At 45.7% G+C, this 16,077-nt stretch carries 20 protein-coding genes; 18 read left to right on the top strand and 2 right to left on the bottom strand.

Annotated features, from left to right (window positions below):
• The first annotated feature begins 2 nt into the window (after positions 1-2).
• The 15 genes from ICN19_RS06210 to ccmI all read left to right on the top strand — a co-directional run bounded on the left by ICN19_RS06210 (position 3) and on the right by ccmI (position 10,750).
• Complete coding sequence (locus tag ICN19_RS06210) at positions 3-551, top strand: DUF3833 domain-containing protein (RefSeq protein WP_216246258.1); 549 nt, start codon at positions 3-5, stop codon at positions 549-551.
• A 70-nt stretch (positions 552-621) separates the two neighbouring features.
• Entirely contained in the window at positions 622-1,155 is a 534-nt protein-coding gene (locus ICN19_RS06205) for a superoxide dismutase family protein (protein WP_216246257.1), read from the top strand.
• A 41-nt stretch (positions 1,156-1,196) separates the two neighbouring features.
• Positions 1,197-1,631 (top strand): DUF2452 domain-containing protein, encoded by a 435-nt coding sequence (locus ICN19_RS06200; protein WP_216246256.1) that lies wholly within the window; start codon positions 1,197-1,199, stop codon positions 1,629-1,631.
• Between the two features lie 34 nt (positions 1,632-1,665).
• On the top strand, positions 1,666-2,646 hold the full coding sequence (locus ICN19_RS06195; protein ID WP_216246255.1) for a zinc-binding dehydrogenase: 981 nt from the start codon (positions 1,666-1,668) through the stop codon (positions 2,644-2,646).
• A 76-nt stretch (positions 2,647-2,722) separates the two neighbouring features.
• Entirely contained in the window at positions 2,723-3,136 is a 414-nt protein-coding gene (locus tag ICN19_RS06190; RefSeq protein ID WP_216246254.1) for a carboxypeptidase-like regulatory domain-containing protein, read from the top strand.
• A 59-nt stretch (positions 3,137-3,195) separates the two neighbouring features.
• A complete protein-coding gene (locus tag ICN19_RS06185; RefSeq protein WP_216246253.1) occupies positions 3,196-3,747 on the top strand; it encodes a flavodoxin family protein in 552 nt (183 codons plus the stop codon).
• A 201-nt stretch (positions 3,748-3,948) separates the two neighbouring features.
• A complete protein-coding gene (gene ccmA, locus ICN19_RS06180; protein ID WP_216246252.1) occupies positions 3,949-4,596 on the top strand; it encodes a cytochrome c biogenesis heme-transporting ATPase CcmA in 648 nt (215 codons plus the stop codon).
• Complete coding sequence (ccmB, locus tag ICN19_RS06175; RefSeq protein ID WP_216246251.1) at positions 4,593-5,258, top strand: heme exporter protein CcmB; 666 nt, start codon at positions 4,593-4,595, stop codon at positions 5,256-5,258. The genes ccmA and ccmB overlap by 4 nt, the downstream gene beginning before the upstream one ends.
• Positions 5,255-6,025: a heme ABC transporter permease gene (locus ICN19_RS06170; RefSeq protein WP_216246250.1), complete on the top strand. Its 771-nt coding sequence runs from the start codon at positions 5,255-5,257 to the stop codon at positions 6,023-6,025. The genes ccmB and ICN19_RS06170 overlap by 4 nt, the downstream gene beginning before the upstream one ends.
• Positions 6,025-6,213 (top strand): heme exporter protein CcmD, encoded by a 189-nt coding sequence (gene ccmD / locus ICN19_RS06165; protein WP_216246249.1) that lies wholly within the window; start codon positions 6,025-6,027, stop codon positions 6,211-6,213. The genes ICN19_RS06170 and ccmD overlap by 1 nt, the downstream gene beginning before the upstream one ends.
• Entirely contained in the window at positions 6,210-6,644 is a 435-nt protein-coding gene (gene ccmE, locus ICN19_RS06160) for a cytochrome c maturation protein CcmE (protein ID WP_216246248.1), read from the top strand. The genes ccmD and ccmE overlap by 4 nt, the downstream gene beginning before the upstream one ends.
• Positions 6,641-8,560 carry a heme lyase CcmF/NrfE family subunit gene (locus ICN19_RS06155; protein WP_216246247.1) on the top strand — a complete coding sequence of 640 codons (1,920 nt, stop codon included), beginning with the start codon at positions 6,641-6,643 and terminating at the stop codon, positions 8,558-8,560. Before ccmE ends, ICN19_RS06155 begins: the two co-directional genes overlap by 4 nt.
• A complete protein-coding gene (locus tag ICN19_RS06150; RefSeq protein ID WP_216246246.1) occupies positions 8,557-9,087 on the top strand; it encodes a DsbE family thiol:disulfide interchange protein in 531 nt (176 codons plus the stop codon). Before ICN19_RS06155 ends, ICN19_RS06150 begins: the two co-directional genes overlap by 4 nt.
• Positions 9,084-9,554 carry a cytochrome c-type biogenesis protein gene (locus ICN19_RS06145; RefSeq protein WP_216246245.1) on the top strand — a complete coding sequence of 157 codons (471 nt, stop codon included), beginning with the start codon at positions 9,084-9,086 and terminating at the stop codon, positions 9,552-9,554. The genes ICN19_RS06150 and ICN19_RS06145 overlap by 4 nt, the downstream gene beginning before the upstream one ends.
• Positions 9,551-10,750, top strand: a complete 1,200-nt coding sequence (gene ccmI, locus ICN19_RS06140; RefSeq protein ID WP_216246244.1) for a c-type cytochrome biogenesis protein CcmI — start codon at positions 9,551-9,553, stop codon at positions 10,748-10,750. Before ICN19_RS06145 ends, ccmI begins: the two co-directional genes overlap by 4 nt.
• 14 nt (positions 10,751-10,764) lie before the next feature.
• On the opposite strand, the gene ICN19_RS06135 is transcribed toward ccmI, so the two are convergent.
• Positions 10,765-11,526, bottom strand: a complete 762-nt coding sequence (locus tag ICN19_RS06135) for an SDR family oxidoreductase (protein WP_216246243.1) — start codon at positions 11,524-11,526, stop codon at positions 10,765-10,767.
• A 117-nt stretch (positions 11,527-11,643) separates the two neighbouring features.
• Here ICN19_RS06135 and ICN19_RS06130 point away from each other — a divergent pair, with 117 nt between their 5' ends.
• Together ICN19_RS06130 and ICN19_RS06125 are read left to right on the top strand one after the other, a co-directional pair.
• A complete protein-coding gene (locus ICN19_RS06130; protein WP_216246242.1) occupies positions 11,644-12,945 on the top strand; it encodes a TAXI family TRAP transporter solute-binding subunit in 1,302 nt (433 codons plus the stop codon).
• Between the two features lie 57 nt (positions 12,946-13,002).
• Positions 13,003-13,758 (top strand): 2OG-Fe dioxygenase family protein, encoded by a 756-nt coding sequence (locus ICN19_RS06125; RefSeq protein WP_216246241.1) that lies wholly within the window; start codon positions 13,003-13,005, stop codon positions 13,756-13,758.
• Positions 13,759-13,768: 10 nt separating this feature from the next.
• On the opposite strand, the gene ICN19_RS06120 is transcribed toward ICN19_RS06125, so the two are convergent.
• Entirely contained in the window at positions 13,769-14,752 is a 984-nt protein-coding gene (locus tag ICN19_RS06120) for a tripartite tricarboxylate transporter substrate binding protein (protein ID WP_216246240.1), read from the bottom strand.
• 86 nt (positions 14,753-14,838) lie between these two features.
• Here ICN19_RS06120 and ICN19_RS06115 point away from each other — a divergent pair, with 86 nt between their 5' ends.
• Positions 14,839-16,074, top strand: coding sequence for an MFS transporter (locus ICN19_RS06115; protein WP_216246239.1), 1,236 nt, complete (start codon positions 14,839-14,841; stop codon positions 16,072-16,074).
• Positions 16,075-16,077: the final 3 nt, after the last annotated feature.

Here is a 16,077-nt window from a genome sequence, read left to right as displayed (position 1 = left end):
CCATGAAAAGACTTTTTTCCCGAATCATCACGTTGGCATTCTTTGGGCTATTTGTAGTCTCATGCTCTTCGCCACAAGTTTCTCAATATGCCAATGAAAAACCTGTCCTTGATTTGAGTGAATACTTTTCTGGAACGATTGATGCCTATGGCATCTTCACCGATCGCAGTGGCGAAGTAAAGAAACGCTTTACGGTATTGATCAAAGCAAGCTGGACTATGGTTGATGGAAAAAAAGTTGGCACTCTGGATGAAAGCTTTGAATATTCTGATGGCACCAAGCAAAAGCGTATTTGGACGCTTACCGAGCAGTCCCCGGGAACTTACATTGGTAGAGCGGATGACGTGGTTGGGGATGCGCAGGGTCAATTGGCTGGCAATGCCTTAAATTGGACTTATACCCTTGCCTTACCTGTGGATGGCACTATTTACCATGTGCAATTCAATGATTGGATGTACTTAATGACCCCTAAAGTGATGCTCAACAAGGCCAAAATGAGTAAGTTTGGGATTGAGCTCGGCGAGGTAACTTTGAGCTTCTATAAGCGCTAAGCAAAAGCCTGGGATTTATGTCACACTTTACTGGAAGGCTCCTGTGAGAGCCTCAATAAAGGAGATCCAGATGAGTACAACATTAAAGCAAATTTCGATTGCTCTTTCCGCTGCAGGAATTTTTTCTTTGGTAGCCTGCCAATCGATGGAGCAAGGTACCGGTCAAAAAGCAAGCGCGAGTTTAGATTCAAGATCAGGGTCTCAAGCCAAGGGCGAAGTAACATTTGTTTGGCAAGGCAATGACGTGCTCATCAATGGTAAATTTTCTGGATTGAAGCCTAATGCAGAGCAAGGATTTCATGTTCATGAAAAAGGAGATTGTTCTGCTCCTGACGCAACTAGCGCAGGCGGTCACTTTAATCCTGAAACAAAATCCCATGGCATGCCAAATAGCGGCATGAATCATGCGGGGGATATGCCCAACATTAAATCTGATGCAAATGGCAACGCAACCTATAGCGCCAAGTTACATGGCTTTGCTGTAAACACAGGTCCAACTGGAATTGTGGGTCGTTCAGTGGTTGTTCACAGAGATCCAGATGATTACAAGTCCCAGCCTGCCGGCAATTCTGGTCCACGTATTGCTTGTGGCTTGATTAAGTAACACATAATTTTTTTATTTATTTAGTAGATACAGGGCATTTCATGAGAATCGAAGATACCGATCCAGCGCGTCATGCAGGGATTGAATATCCAATGGAAGTGGGTGCCCCTGTATTTGCGCCTATCAAGGTCACCGAAGAAAAAGACAAGGCTGTTAACGTAGCGCGCCAGAATGCGAAGTTAGAATACGACCGCATCATGGAGCAAGCTGAAGTGTTAATGAAGCAAGCAAAAGCTTTACAGGCCAGGCTTGATGCTACCGAGATGGTGCACAGCGCTAAATTTAGCTTTAATCCAATTCACGGAAAAATTTACCACCTGTACTACGACAGCAGAAATGGCGTCAATGTCTTAATTCAGAACGGTCCAAGAGAATGGAGCTGCGGGATTCCGGAGGGCTGGACTTATTCGATGGCAGTGAAGAAGTTGGGTGATAGTACCTGGGCAGTGATTGAAGAAGATGCCCTTACTGTATGATTATTTTCTCTCTATAAAAATAATAAGGTGACACGTGACAAAAGCTCGAGTTGTTAGTCTGACTGAACTGGGTAGTGCAGACGTAATTAAAGTAATAGATAAAGAACTGCCTCCACCAGCAAAAGGTGAAGTGCAAATTCGTCAAACTGCGATTGGTTTTAATTTCATTGACGTTTATCAGCGCTCTGGCGTTTACCCTCTAGAGATGCCTACTGGTCTGGGTCATGAAGCTGCGGGCGTTGTTGAGGCTGTGGGTGATGGCGTCACTGACTTTAAGGTTGGCGATCACGTGGTTTATATGAATGCTGGTATCGGCGCATACGCAAGTGCACGTAATGTTGCGGCGGATAAGTTGGTATCAATACCAAATGGTATTTCTGATGAAGTAGCTGCAGCCGTTTTCTTTAAGGCGATGACTGCGCAATATCTGGTCCAGAAAACATATAAAGTAAAAGCTGGCGATGTGGTGCTTGTGCACGCAGCTGCAGGTGGCGTTGGTCAGATTTTGGCAGGCTGGGCGAAAGCCTTAGGCGCCTTTGTTGTTGGTACAGTTGGCTCTCCTGCAAAGTTTGCTGCCGCTAAAGAGGCAGGTTGTGATGCGGTTGTTGACTACTCTCAGCCTAATTGGGTTGAGGAAGTCATTAAAGCGACTGGCGGCAAAAAAGCCAACGTGGTTTATGACTCTGTTGCAAAGACCACTTTCTTGGGTTCTTTGGATTGCACTGCCCCATTTGGCACGGTGGCTTTATTCGGCGCTGCATCTGGACCGGCTCCAGAGATTCAGCCAGAAATCTTAAATAAGAAAGGCTGTCTGTTTTTAACAAGACCTTCTGTGTTTCCGCACAACGCAACTGCAGCCTTATTAAAAGAAAATGCTAAGGCAGTATTTGATGCAATTGCTAAAGGGCAGGTCAAAGTGCAAATTGGCGCTAAGTTTTCTTTAGAGCAAGCAGCAGATGCACATCGCGCTGCTGAGGGTAGAAAAGTTTCTGGCGCAATTGTGATGACGCCATAGGCTTAAGTGTTCTAGCGTACAAAAGCCCCGCCTATCGGGGCTTTTTTTATGGCTCAATCAGGCGTAGGATGGAAGTATGAAAACACTTTTAAAAATAATCCTGTCCGCCCATTTGATTTTAATGAGCTCCTTGTCTCTGGCACAAATTCCGGAGACGCAGTATTCACAAGGAATTTCCTATATCACTGGCGGTGTTGGTGAGGGTGAGACGGTAGCCATTCTTGCTGAGGCTAAGCAATGGCCGTTGCTTTTGGAAATGTCTCAAATTGAAAATGGCAGGGGTGTCTGGATATTTGGCGCAACTATCAAAATCATGAGTTCAGCTAAAAAGCAGATAGTCTTTGAAGCTCAAGCAGACGGACCTTATATGCTGGTTAACCTGGCGCCTGGAGACTATACGATTGAGGCAACATATGAAGGCGTGATGCAAAAGAGGGCGCTTTCTATTAAGGCTGACTTGTCGCAAAAAATTGCTTTATTCTGGAAATAAAACGCAGTTGCAAAATATAAATAATTAATACGACATTACATTCTTGAAAGGAGATTCTGATGACAAAAATTGCAGTGGTATTTCATAGTGGTTATGGTCACACAGTAAAACAGGCGGAGGCAGTTGCCAAAGGTGCCAATGCTACATTGGTGGCAATTGATGCTGAAGGTAATTTGACTGATGCACAGTGGGCAACCGTGAATGAGGCTGATGCCATTGTTTTTGGTTCGCCAACATACATGGGAACTGTCAGCTGGCAATTTAAAAAGTTTGCTGATGCAAGTTCCAAACAATGGTTTTCACAACAGTGGAAAGATAAAGTATTCGGCGGCTTTACTAATTCAGCCACGATGAATGGTGATAAGCATTCCACCTTGCATTACTTCTTTACTCTAGCAATGCAGCACAATGGCATATGGGTTGGAACTGGATTGATGCCTTCCAACTCTAAAGCTGCCAAGCGTGATGACATTAACTATGTTGGCTCATCTGCTGGAGCCATGATGCAGACCCCATCTGACGCAAGTGCGGATGAAGTGAATGCAGGCGATTTAGAGACTGCCAGACTCTATGGCCAGCGTATTGCAGAAATCACTAAGCGTCTGAAGTGATCTCAGTGTGAGCTAAGTAATTGATTTAATAGAGAAAACCACCTGCGGGTGGTTTTTTTGTTCTTGGTCGACTCAGTTTATAATTTCATAAGTAATTGAATTGAAAGGGATTATTCCCTTAATTCCACTTTTTCTGGTTTGTCAGTGCCAATAGGTTCTCAGACAATGCCTGGGGTGGTTTGAATCAAGCCATTGCCCTACATGACAGTCAATACATCTTCCTCCTCCAGCAAACCAGCTTTGACGCTTCAAGCGCGAGGTCTTGCGTGCGTGCGCGGTGAAAGAAGATTATTTGAGGGGCTCAACTTAACAGTCGCTAGTGGAGAGTGTCTGCACGTGCGTGGTGAGAATGGTGTTGGAAAAACCAGCTTACTAAGACTATTGACGGGTTTATCTAAGCCAGAAGCTGGTGAGATTTTATGGGGCGGTCTATCAATTAATAAGGATCCTTCTACCTATCATCGTGAGCTTCTATTTCTGGGGCATCGTGATGCCTTAAAGGAGGACCTCACTGCGCTGGAAAATATACAACTCTATGCCGCTCTAGATGATATTCATTTGCCGGAAGAGAAGGCTTTATCCGCCCTCTGGCGTTTTGGTTTGCGCGGGCGCGAACACTTGCTGGTCAGTTGCTTGTCGGCCGGTCAAAAGCGACGCGTCTTGATGGCTCGTATGTTGACGCGTCAAGCAAAGCTATGGATTTTGGATGAGCCATTCAATGCTTTAGATGCCCATGCGGTGCAAGCTTTACAGGGCCTCATTGCTGAGCATGTGGAGTTTGGCGGCTTGGTAGTATTGACTAGTCATCAAGAGGTGATGCTTCCACATGTCAAGGCGCTTGATCTATGAAGGCTTTACTGGCGATCATTCACCGCGATTTATTGTTGGTTATGCGCCGCAAGAGTGAGGTGCTGACAGCTTTATTCTTCTTTGTAGTCGTAACCAGCCTGTTTCCTTTGGGAATAGGTGCAGACGCTGCCTTGTTGCGCAAAATTGCACCTGGTGTTCTGTGGGTGGCAGCCTTGTTATCTACCTTGTTGGGTCTACATCGAATGTTTGCAGCCGACTATCAAGACGGCTCTCTGGAGCAGCTAGTTTTATCACCTCAGCCTCTGGCCTTACTCGTGACTGGAAAAATTATTGCTCACTGGATTGTGTGTGGTCTACCGCTAGTACTCTTAGCCCCAATTATTGGTATTCAGTTTGATTTGGATGCTGGCTCTTTGTATGTGCTGATGACTACTCTACTATTGGGTACGCCAGTGCTATCCTTGCTGGGCTCAATAGGTGCTGCATTGACCTTGGGAGTGAGGGGTGGCAGCGTGTTACTAAGCTTATTGATACTGCCTTTATTTATTCCGGTCCTTATTTTTGGTGCTGGCGCTGTATATGCCCATAGCGTTGGTTTAGATACATCAGGTCATTTTTCATTGCTAGGCGCATTATTGATTTTAGCTTTAGCATTTGTCCCTTGGGTGAGTACAGCTGCTGTAAAGATTGCAATCGAATGAGTCAAACAAATCACTTTTCTAACCACCGCTTGATTAACTGGTTTAAGTTATCGAGCCCCAGCACCTTTTATCCGGTTGCAGGGAAGCTCATCCCATTTTTCTGGGTTTTAACGTTCCTGTTTGGTGCCGTCGGTTTATGGGTTAGTTTTTTTGTTGCGCCAGTCGACGCTGTTCAAGGACAAGGTTATCGAATTATCTTTATCCATGTACCGGCCTCATGGATGTCGATGTTCATCTATTTAGTGATGGCTGCCTGGGCTGGGCTCGGACTTGTTTTTAATACCCGCTTGTCTGCCATGATGGCGCAGGCGCTTGCGCCAATAGGTGCCTGGATGGCATTTCTGTCTTTATGGACTGGCGCGTTTTGGGGTAAACCAATGTGGGGTACTTGGTGGGTTTGGGATGCGCGCCTTACTTCTGAATTAATTCTGTTATTTCTTTATTTGGGCTTTATTGCCCTGCGAGCCTCTATTGACGATCCGCGCCGCGCTGACAAAGCTAGTGCAATTTTGGCTTTGGTGGGCGTGGTTAATGTACCCATTATTTATTTTTCAGTGAAATGGTGGAACACCTTGCATCAAGGGGCATCCGTTTCATTGACTAAATCACCGGCTATGGCACAAACCATGCTCTGGGGGATGTTATTGATGGCCCTGTGCTTCTGGATGTACACCATTGCAGTTACCTTAATGCGAGTGAGGGCAATCATTTTGGAGCGTGAAGCCCATGCGGATTGGGTGAGACAATCAATTGAGGTGAAAAGCTGATGTGGAATAGTCCTTCCGAGTTTTTTGCTATGGGCGGTTACGCACTTTATGTGTGGAGCAGTTTTGGCATTTGTGCCTTAGTTTTGATATTGGAACCTCTATTTGTGCGTGCTCGCTTTAGAGCAGTGATGCACAGGTTGAAGCAACAACAACTAGCAGAGCAGTTTGATAAAGAGATCGGTAAGTGAAGCCTAGATATAAACGCGCATTGATTATTGTTGCCGCACTCCTAGCGATCGGAGTTGCTGCGATGTTGATCTTGAATGCACTCAACAGCAATATCGCTTTGTATGTCACACCAAGTGAGGTTGCAGCAGGCAAGGCACCTCAGGGTCAAGCCTTTAGGATTGGCGGCATGGTGAAGGATGGATCCTTAAAGCGCGATGGCCTCACTGTGCACTTTAAGATCACTGACCTTGTGAAAGACATTCCAGTCGCATATACCGGCATTCTTCCTGATTTATTTAAAGAAGGTAAGGGTGCAGTGATTCAAGGTCGCATGAATGCGAATGGTGAATTTATTGCCAGCGAAGTGCTGGCGAAACACGATGAAAATTACATGCCTCCTGAAGCTAAGCATGCCTTAGATCAGGCACAAAAAAACGGAAGTGCTAAATGATTCCAGAGTTTGGACATTACGCATTAGTACTGGCGCTGTGTATTTCTCTCGTTCAAGGGGTTCTGCCTTTGGTGGGCGCCCACTTTGGCCGCCGAGACTGGTTAGTTCTGGCAAGGCCTACCGCGCAAACTGCTTTCTTATTGTTAGCGATCGCCTTCGGGATATTGGCTTGGAGTTTTTACAGTAACGATTTTTCTGTGCTCTATGTTGCCGAGCACTCCAATTCGCAAATGCCGGTGATCTATCGATTAGGTGCGGTATGGGGTGGTCATGAAGGATCACTGTTGTTGTGGATTTTCTTGCTGGCTACTTGGACTATCTTGGTGGCGCAACTTTCAAAAGCATTAGATGATTTCATGGTGGCCAGGGTAATTGGTGTTTTAGGATTAGTCACTAGTGGTTTGCTGTTATTTGTTTTAACAACCTCAAATCCTTTTGAGCGTTTATTACCGGCAGCTCAAGATGGTCGATCTTTAAATCCACTTTTGCAAGATCCTGGCTTGGTATTTCATCCGCCAATGCTGTATATGGGCTATGTCGGTTTCTCAGTGGCCTTCGCTTTTGCAATTGCTTCTTTGCTGTCTGGCAGATTAGACGCGGCATGGGCGCGTTGGTCACGTCCATGGACAACAGCTGCTTGGGTTTTCTTGACTCTTGGCATTGCTCTGGGCTCTTGGTGGGCTTATTACGAGTTAGGTTGGGGTGGATGGTGGTTCTGGGATCCCGTTGAAAATGCTTCATTTATTCCTTGGCTTGTGGGTACCGCCTTATTGCACTCATTAGCCGTTACTGAAAAGCGCGGTGGCTTTAAAAGCTGGACCGTACTATTAGCGATCACCGCATTCTCCTTGTCGTTACTCGGAACCTTCTTGGTTCGATCCGGTGTATTGACCTCAGTACATGCATTTGCAACTGATCCAAGACGCGGTATTTTTATTCTGATCTTTTTATCGTTAGTGGTTGGATCGTCTTTGGTGCTTTACGCTTGGCGTGCACCGAAGAGTTCGATGGGCGGTAAATTTAATTTGAGCTCTAGAGAAACATTCATCTTGCTTGGAAATGTATTTTTAGTTGTTTCAGCGGGATCCGTTCTGCTCGGCACACTCTATCCTTTATTGATAGATGCTTTGCATCTTGGCAAGATTTCTGTAGGTCCCCCATATTTCAATAGCGTATTTGTACCCATCATGGTTCCTTTGTTGGTACTAATGGGTATTGGTCCATGGGCAAGCTGGAAGCAGAGCAACTTAATCAGCATCATTAAGCGTTTATGGCTCGCCGGTGCAGTTGCTTTGGTTGCAGGAGTTGCAATTCCGCTAATCATGGGTCAATTTACTTGGCTTGCTGGCATGGGCTTCATGTTGGCTTTTTGGGTGATTGCATCAGGCTGTATGCAAATTGTTCGCCAAGCAAAGGCAGGTAAGCCTACTCGCTCCTTTATTGGTATGCAGGTAGCCCATCTAGGTATTGCGGTATTTGTCATTGGTGTCACGATGGTGGGTGCCTACCAAGAAGAAAAAGATGTCCGCATGTCAGCAGGTGATACGGTGACGGTTGGTGGTTATCAAATTCAATTGCAGGGCGTTAACTCTGCTCGCGGCCCAAATTACCAAGCAATGCGCGGTACATTCTTATTATCAAAAGATGGTGGTTCCCAAACCAGTCTTTATCCTGAAAAGAGAAGTTATTTTTCATCAACCATGCCAATGACTGAAGCAGCTATTGATGCAGGACTCACCCGAGATATTTATGTGTCCCTAGGCGAGGAGTTGGGCGACAAGTCATGGGCTGTACGCGTTTACTACAAACCCTTTGTTGATTGGATCTGGGGCGGATGCCTGCTAATGGCCTTGGGCGGAGTGTTGGCGATGTCAGATAAGCGTTATCGAATGAAATTAAAGAGCAAGCTCGCATGAAGGCAAAATTTTTAATTCCACTCATTTTATTTGTGGGGCTAGTAGTTTTTTTAGCTATTGGCCTTAATCGCGATCCTCATGAAGTACCATCGCCATTAATTAATAAGGCTGCTCCGGCATTTGAGGTTTCTCAATTAGCTGAGCCTAATAAAACATTTTCCCCGGAAAGTATGAAGGGCCAAGTGTGGGTCCTCAACGTTTGGGCATCATGGTGCGTAGCTTGTCGTGAAGAGCACCCAGTATTGGTGGAGTTGGCCAAATCTCAAATGGCCCCAGTGATTGGATTGGACTACAAAGACAAGCGTGAGGACGCTCTCGCAATGTTGGCAAAGCAAGGCAATCCCTACGTTCTTTCTGCTTTTGATGGCAATGGCCGGGTTGGGATTGATTACGGAGTCTATGGGGTTCCCGAGACCTACATTATTGATAAAGCGGGCGTAATTCGCTTTAAGCATATCGGTCCATTGACTATGAATTTATTGAATCAAAAAATTTATCCAATGTTGAGCGAGCTTAAAAAATCATGAAGCAGATTTTTCTGGCCGTATTCATTGCGCTGAGTCTTGGTAGTGTATTTGCTAAGGATGCTGCGCCTCTTGCGGATGATCCTGTAACAGAGCAGCGCTTGATTAGTATTTCAGAAGAAATGCGCTGCTTGGTATGTCAGAACGAATCTTTAGCGGGTTCGCGCTCAGATTTAGCAAATGATTTGCGCCGTGAAATTCGCATTTTGATTAGTGAAGGTAAATCGGACGATCAAATTCGCTCATTCATGGTTGAGCGTTACGGCGATTTCGTGCTCTATCGTCCGCCAGTTAAACCGGTGACCTGGTTGCTTTGGATTGGCCCATTCGTTATCCTGGGTATTGGTATTGCGGGCCTCTTAATGTATTTACGTCGTCGCAACAGCAGTGTTCCGAATGTTGTCCTAACTGATGCAGACAATCAAAAAATTGATGCATTGCTCAATGCGGCCGATAAGAAAGAAGGATGAATTTAGTGACTAGCTTTTTGATTCCCGCCTTTCTACTCTTGGTTCTTGTATTGGTGCTGGTGCTACGACCTTTTATATTTCCAGCAAAGAGCGCGGCTACATCACGTCGCCAGATGAATGCTGCCATTTATCGAGAAGAACTTGATAAATTGGAAGCGGAGCATCAGGCTGGTGTAATCAATTCTGCTGACTACGAAATTGCCCATGCTGAGATGCGTCAACGTCTTTTCCAAGATACGATCGTAGAGGATGATCGTGAAGTTGCAGGTTCCACGAAAAAGACTGCTATTGGCTTATGTATTTTTATTGTTGTGCTTTCATCGGGGCTCTATTTTTCTTTGGGAGATGCAGTCCGTATAGCGCAAAAAAATTCTGAGACGCCGGTTACGCAAGAGGGTGTTGAAAAAATGGTGGCTGAATTTGCCATCAAGATGGAAAAAGATCCTGGTAATTTGAAGGGTTGGGCGATGTTAGCTCGCTCTTATCGTATCCTGGGTCGCAATGAGGATGCCGCTAAAGCATATGCACGTGCTGGCGACTTTATTAATTCCGATCCTCAGTTATTAGCCGACTACGCAGATGTATTGGCTACCAACGCTGACGGTAACTTTGCTGGTAAGCCTTTGCGGTTAATTAATCAGGCTTTAAAGCTTGATCCCGATAATTTGATGGCGTTGTGGCTTTCGGGTACTGCTGCGTATAACTCTGGTAATTACAAAGCTGCTGTTCAGACTTGGGAGAAATTAGCAAAACAGATACCAGCAGATAGCGATGAAGCGCGCGCTATCCAGGGTTCGATTGCTGAGGCTCGCTCTAAGGGCGGTCTTTCTTCGCAAGCCCCTGCTTCAGTGGCGGGCAAGGCGATTAGCGGAAAGATTGAATTGTCACCCGACCTGAAATCTAAGATTAAGCAGGGCGATATCGTGATGGTTATTGCTCGCAAGCCTGGTGAACGTATGCCGGTAGCAGTTTTAAAAGTTGCTGCTAGTGATTTCCCAATGAGTTTTACCTTGAATGATTCATTGGCAATGAATCCAAGCGCGCCGCTCTCTCAATTATCTGAGGCGAGTATCGAAGTGCGCATCTCCAAAACTGGAATGGCCAAACCAGAGGCGGGAGACTTAATCTCATCAGCCCAGACGGTTAAAGTGGGCGCAAATAATGCTCGCCTGCTGATCGATCAAGTGCGCCAATAGTCCAAAAGACTGCTTTAGCCTCTGCCTACAAATGGCATGTTGGTAGCCATAATTGTCATCGATAGAATATTGCTTTCTAGTGGGAGTTGAGCCATATGAAGCACGGCTTCTCCGACGTGATCAACATCCATGCGCGGCTCTACTTTAATGGATTGATCAGCCTGCATAATGCCAGCAGCCATACGTTCGGTCATTTCGGTGGCGGCATTGCCGATATCAATTTGACCGCAGGCAATATTAAATGGACGCCCATCCAATGCAATTGTTTTAGTTAAACCGCTGATCGCATGTTTTGTTGCGGTATATGGTGCAGACATGGGTCGTGGTGCATGAGCAGAGATAGAGCCGTTGTTAATAATTCTGCCACCTTGAGGGGACTGCGCTTTCATCATGCGAATCGCTTCCTGTGAGCATAGGAATGCGCCACAAAGATTGGCATTAACCACATTCATCCACTGCTCGTAACTCAGGTCTTCCATGGGAATGGCGGGGGCACCCATACCAGCGTTGTTGAATAAAACATCTATGCGACCAAACCGATCGCTTAGTGCGGTAAACAATTTTTTGACCTCATCGGGTTTGCCAACATCGCAAGATACGGCAAGGCAGTTACTCTGGTCGCCGCCGATATCAGCGATGGCTTTTTCTAATTTATCGAGATTGCGCCCCGTCAGTACCACTTGGTAGCCCCCTTTGAGCAGGGCCTTGGCGGCCGCCTTCCCAATTCCCGTTCCTGCGCCTGTCACCAGGGCTACCTTGGTTTTTGCTGAATTCATAATGGTCTTTAGGGCTTCTAAAAAGCATCATCTTATCTTGATTTAGATGATTGGATTTGAAAGCTTTTCCTTATGTCATGCCCGAGGCATAATGCAAAAAAACATGAAGAGACTTTAATGAATTTCATCAAAAGACAGATCTATAACCCCCTGGCTCTAGTGGCAGCCTTTTTTGCGCTTTTAATTATCCTTTTTGGTGTGCTTTGGATCTTAATTCCACCGCCACCCAAATCGATTGAAATGGCTACGGGATTTCCGACTGGTTTGTATTATCAGTTCGGAGAGCGTTTAAAGGCTGATTTGGCTAAGGAGGGTGTCAATCTTAAGGTCCGCTCTACTGGCGGAACTATTGATAACTTGGCTCTCTTGAATGATCCAAAATCTGGAGTAGATTTTGCGATGGTTCAGGGTGGTGTAGCTAACGTTGGTGATTATCCTAAATTGGTCTCAATTGCAGGCATGTTTTATGAGCCTATTTGGGTTTGGTATCGCGATGGCGCCTTTAAAAGTGATGGCGGCCAACTCAAGATACTAGGTCAACTAAAAGGAAAAAATGTTTCCATTGGGAATGAGGGTAGTGGTACCTTAGCTCTGACTAAGGATTTATTACAGGCCAGCGGCATTACCGAAAAGGAAATTGGCGCGCAGAGACTAAAACCTGATGAAGCCATTGCTAAATTAAGTAGCGGTCAATTAGATGCGGTGTTTATTGTGGCTGCAGCAGAGGCCCCAATCCTGAGGAAGTTTTACTCCATTCCAGGGATTCGTTTGATGAACTTTGATCAGGCAGATGCATATACCCGCAACCTCACGTATTTATCTAAAGTGACGGTACCTAGGGGGTTATTGAGCATTCAGCATGATCAGCCACGTCAAGACATTCAAGTCATGGCTGCTACCGCCACATTAGTTGCGCATGAAGATATCAATCCAGCATTGGTTTCGCTGGTGCTTGGTGCTTCATACGATATTTTAAAATCGTATTCGCGCTTACAAAAAGTAGGTGAGTTTCCATCAAGCGCCGGATTAGATTTTCCCTTGCATGTAGATGCAGAAATTTATTTAAAAGATGGGCCTTCATTTTTGCATCGTCACCTGCCATTTTGGACTGCTGTTTGGGCGGGCCGTTTCGTCAAAATTGTTATTCCATTATTGGTAATTTTGATTCCGTTATTTACTTACATCCCATCAGCCAAGAATTTCTTTTTGCGACTGAAGTTAGCCCAGGTATACGAAGAGCTTAAGGTGATTGAAAGAAATGCCCAAAACCCTGAGCTTAAGGAAAAGAACTTTAAAGATCTTGAGGCTATTGAAAAGCGGGTTGGCAATATCAAGGTGTCCATGCTAGATGCAAAAGAGCTTTATGACCTTAAAGGGCATGTGGGTGAAGTACGCGGGCGCTTAAATCTAGTTCATTGATTCAAATACTAGATAACAGGTCAAACCCGATTGTGCTAACTGCCCTAAAATAAGCGAATGACCATCGCCGGCCTTGCGCCTCCACTCACCCCTCTTAAGCAGATTGACCAAGCCCTGCGTGATGATGGTTTCGCGGTTATATCCGCCGAGACCGTCGCTCAATTTAGTCATGTTCAACTGGCCAACCTTCAAAGCCTCGTAAAGTTCTGGGGGGATTTGCCACGCGATCCATACTTAAAAGATGGTGGTCGATATCGCTTCCGTCGCCATGCCAGTTATGAAATTAAGGGCGATGAATTGACCTTAGTTCCTCATCGAGCGCACTGGCAATCACTTGATTACAACGCGCTTCACGGCGGTATTGAGCGTTGGTTTGAGCCTGTTCAGAAGGAATTGTTAAGTGATCCTGCTTGGCAATCGGTATTGCTGGGACTTGCGCATATTTTGAATGGCTTAAAGCAAGTCAATACTTGGTTTGTTGAGGCGCATCAATTTCGGATTGATACAACTGACGGCATTGGGCGTCCTACGCCTGAGGGCGCTCATCGTGATGGCGTAGATTTTGTAGCAGTCTTCTTGCTTGATCGTTCAGGCATCAAAGGCGGTGAGACGAGAATATTTGATGCTGCCGGTTCTGCGGGTCTACGCTTTACTCTCACGCAGCCTTGGTCTTTGTTATTAATGAATGATCAGCGCATGATCCATGAATCCACACCTATTCAGCCATTGGCGGATTATGGTTATCGAGATACCTTAGTCTTAACCTATCGCTCTAACGGTTTTCAGGATTCTCCTAATCGTAGTCAGCAATAAGTCTAAGGACTTACTCTGGTTGCATTCCTGCTTCTTTTATAGCTTTAGCCCACTTAGCAGTTTCGAGTTTAATTTTTTGACCTAGCGCCTCAGGCGTGCCAGGTTGAGTTTCAAAACCATTGGCAGAAAGTCTTTCGACTAACTCCTTGGATTTAGCGGCATTGTTAATGGATTGATTGAGTTTGAGGACGGCATCTTTTGGCATGCCAGCCGGTCCGAATGCTGCAAAGAAGGCAATCAGCTCATAACCTTTAATGCCTAGCGCCTCATTCACGGTAGGTAATTCTGGAATGACAGGCGAGCGCTTCAAGGAGGTCACTGCGAGACCCCGAATTTTGCCTGATTGGACTTGAGGCAAGGAGACCCCAAAGTCAGATGTAAACATATTGACTTGGCCGCCGATTAAATCTGTCATGGCATTGGGTCCACTCTTATAAGACACACCAGTCATTTTGATATCGGCAAAGCTTGCGAGCATTTCTGAAGAAACGCGCTGCGATGTACTTGCATAAGCAAAAGTCATTTTTCCAGGATTTTCTTTGGCAAGTGAGACGAATCCATTCAGTGATTTTGCAGGAACATCATTGTTGATTGCAACAATGAGTGGAGCCGACCCAAAATATCCAATCGGAGTGAATGCCGTATCTTGGTTGTACGGTAAGTTTTTAACTAAGCTTTTAAGTGCAGCATTGGTGCTATTGGTCCCAATCAGAATGGTATAACCATCTGCAGGTGCTTTTGCTACAAAATCAGCGCCTATTAAGCCATTCGCTCCAGGCTTATTTTCGATGACAACAGGTTGACCCAGGGTCTCTGACATCTTTGCTGCAAACGCGCGCCCAATTTGATCTGTAGTGCTTCCCGGGGCAAAGGGGACAATTGCTTTAATGGGTTTAGATGGGTAAATATCGGCATTCGCCAAGGTGCTAGTAAGTCCAATAAATAGGCTGGCGCCGATTTGCAGGATTCTGTTGATTGGTGACTTGGTATTCATACTGCCTCCGCCTTGTTTTTTATTAGTGTAACGGGTCATTTATGTTCTGGGCGAGTAGAATGAGTTCACATTTCTACTGACTACTTATGCGCTTCCGTTCAGCTGGTTATACCCCCCTTATGCTCTTGGCACAAACCTGTGCCTTATTGGGCTTTGCTTGCTACGCGGTAGTGCTAACCGCTCTTCAAGAGGAGTGGCACCTCAGTAATTTGCAGTCAGGCTTAATCGCCAGTGCATTTTTCTTTGGCTACATGCTGGCGGTTCCATTGGCAACCGCCTTGACCGATCGGGTTGATGCACGCAAGGTTTACTTGGTGGGCGGTCTTACTGCTACTTGCGGACTTCTTGGTATGGGTTTGTTGGCGTATAACTTTTGGACCGCACTATTGTTTATGGCATTAAACGGAGCTGGTCTTGCTGGCACCTATATGCCGGGTCTTAAAATTTTGTCCGATCGGATTCAGTCTGGCGAGCTAACACGACACATTGCTTTTTACACAGCCTTCTTTGGGATTGGTACAGGGTTTTCTTACTTATGTTCCGGTTGGATTTTGAGTGCGTTAGGTTGGCATTATGTATTTAGCCTGATTGCTTTAGGCCCATTGGCTGCATTTTTGATTGTCTTGATTTTTATTCCAGCATTGCAGCATGAGAAGTGGAAGGGGCCAATCAATATACGTCTGCACGACATCTTCCCAGTGAGTAAATGGAAGCTGGTTTTGCAAGATAAAAATGCCTCTGGATTTATTTTTGGCTATACCGCTCATACATTGGAGCTCTTTGCATCTAGAAGCTGGATTGTTGCCTTTTTCGCTTTTTGTGCAGTGGCATCAGGAGAATCCTTTTTTTTAGCAGCAACGACCTTGGCTGGAGTGATTAATTTCTTTGGCGTACCTGCCTCAATATTAGGTAATGAGATTGCTCTAAGAGTCGGGCGCCAGAAGTGGGTTTGTATTGTGATGCTGACTAGCGCTGTATTGGGCATTGCATTTGCTTGTTCAACAGGGCAGTCATGGTGGTTGATTGTTGCTCTTGCTATTGGACATGCTATTTTCATCATGGCAGATTCATCAACACTTACCGCAGGCTTGGTCATTAGTGCTCAGGAAAATATTAAGGGCGCGGCGATGGGTTTGCACTCGCTAATGGGATTTGGCGGCGGTTTATTGGGCCCCGCAATATTTGGCTTCGTGTTGGATATATCGGGTTCACGTTCTTCTCAAGTAGCTTGGGTTTGGGCATATGTTGCCGTGGTGATATGGGGCGTGTTGTTCGTCATTTACGAGCGTCGAAGAGGTTGGGGTAGCGCAGTGCGTGCATGAGTA

It is taken from the genome of Polynucleobacter sp. AP-Capit-er-40B-B4, from assembly GCF_018882245.1.
Taxonomy (GTDB): Bacteria; Pseudomonadota; Gammaproteobacteria; order Burkholderiales; family Burkholderiaceae; genus Polynucleobacter.
The sequence above is the reverse complement of the archived record's forward strand: the minus strand, read 5'-3'. Positions and strand labels throughout refer to the sequence as shown.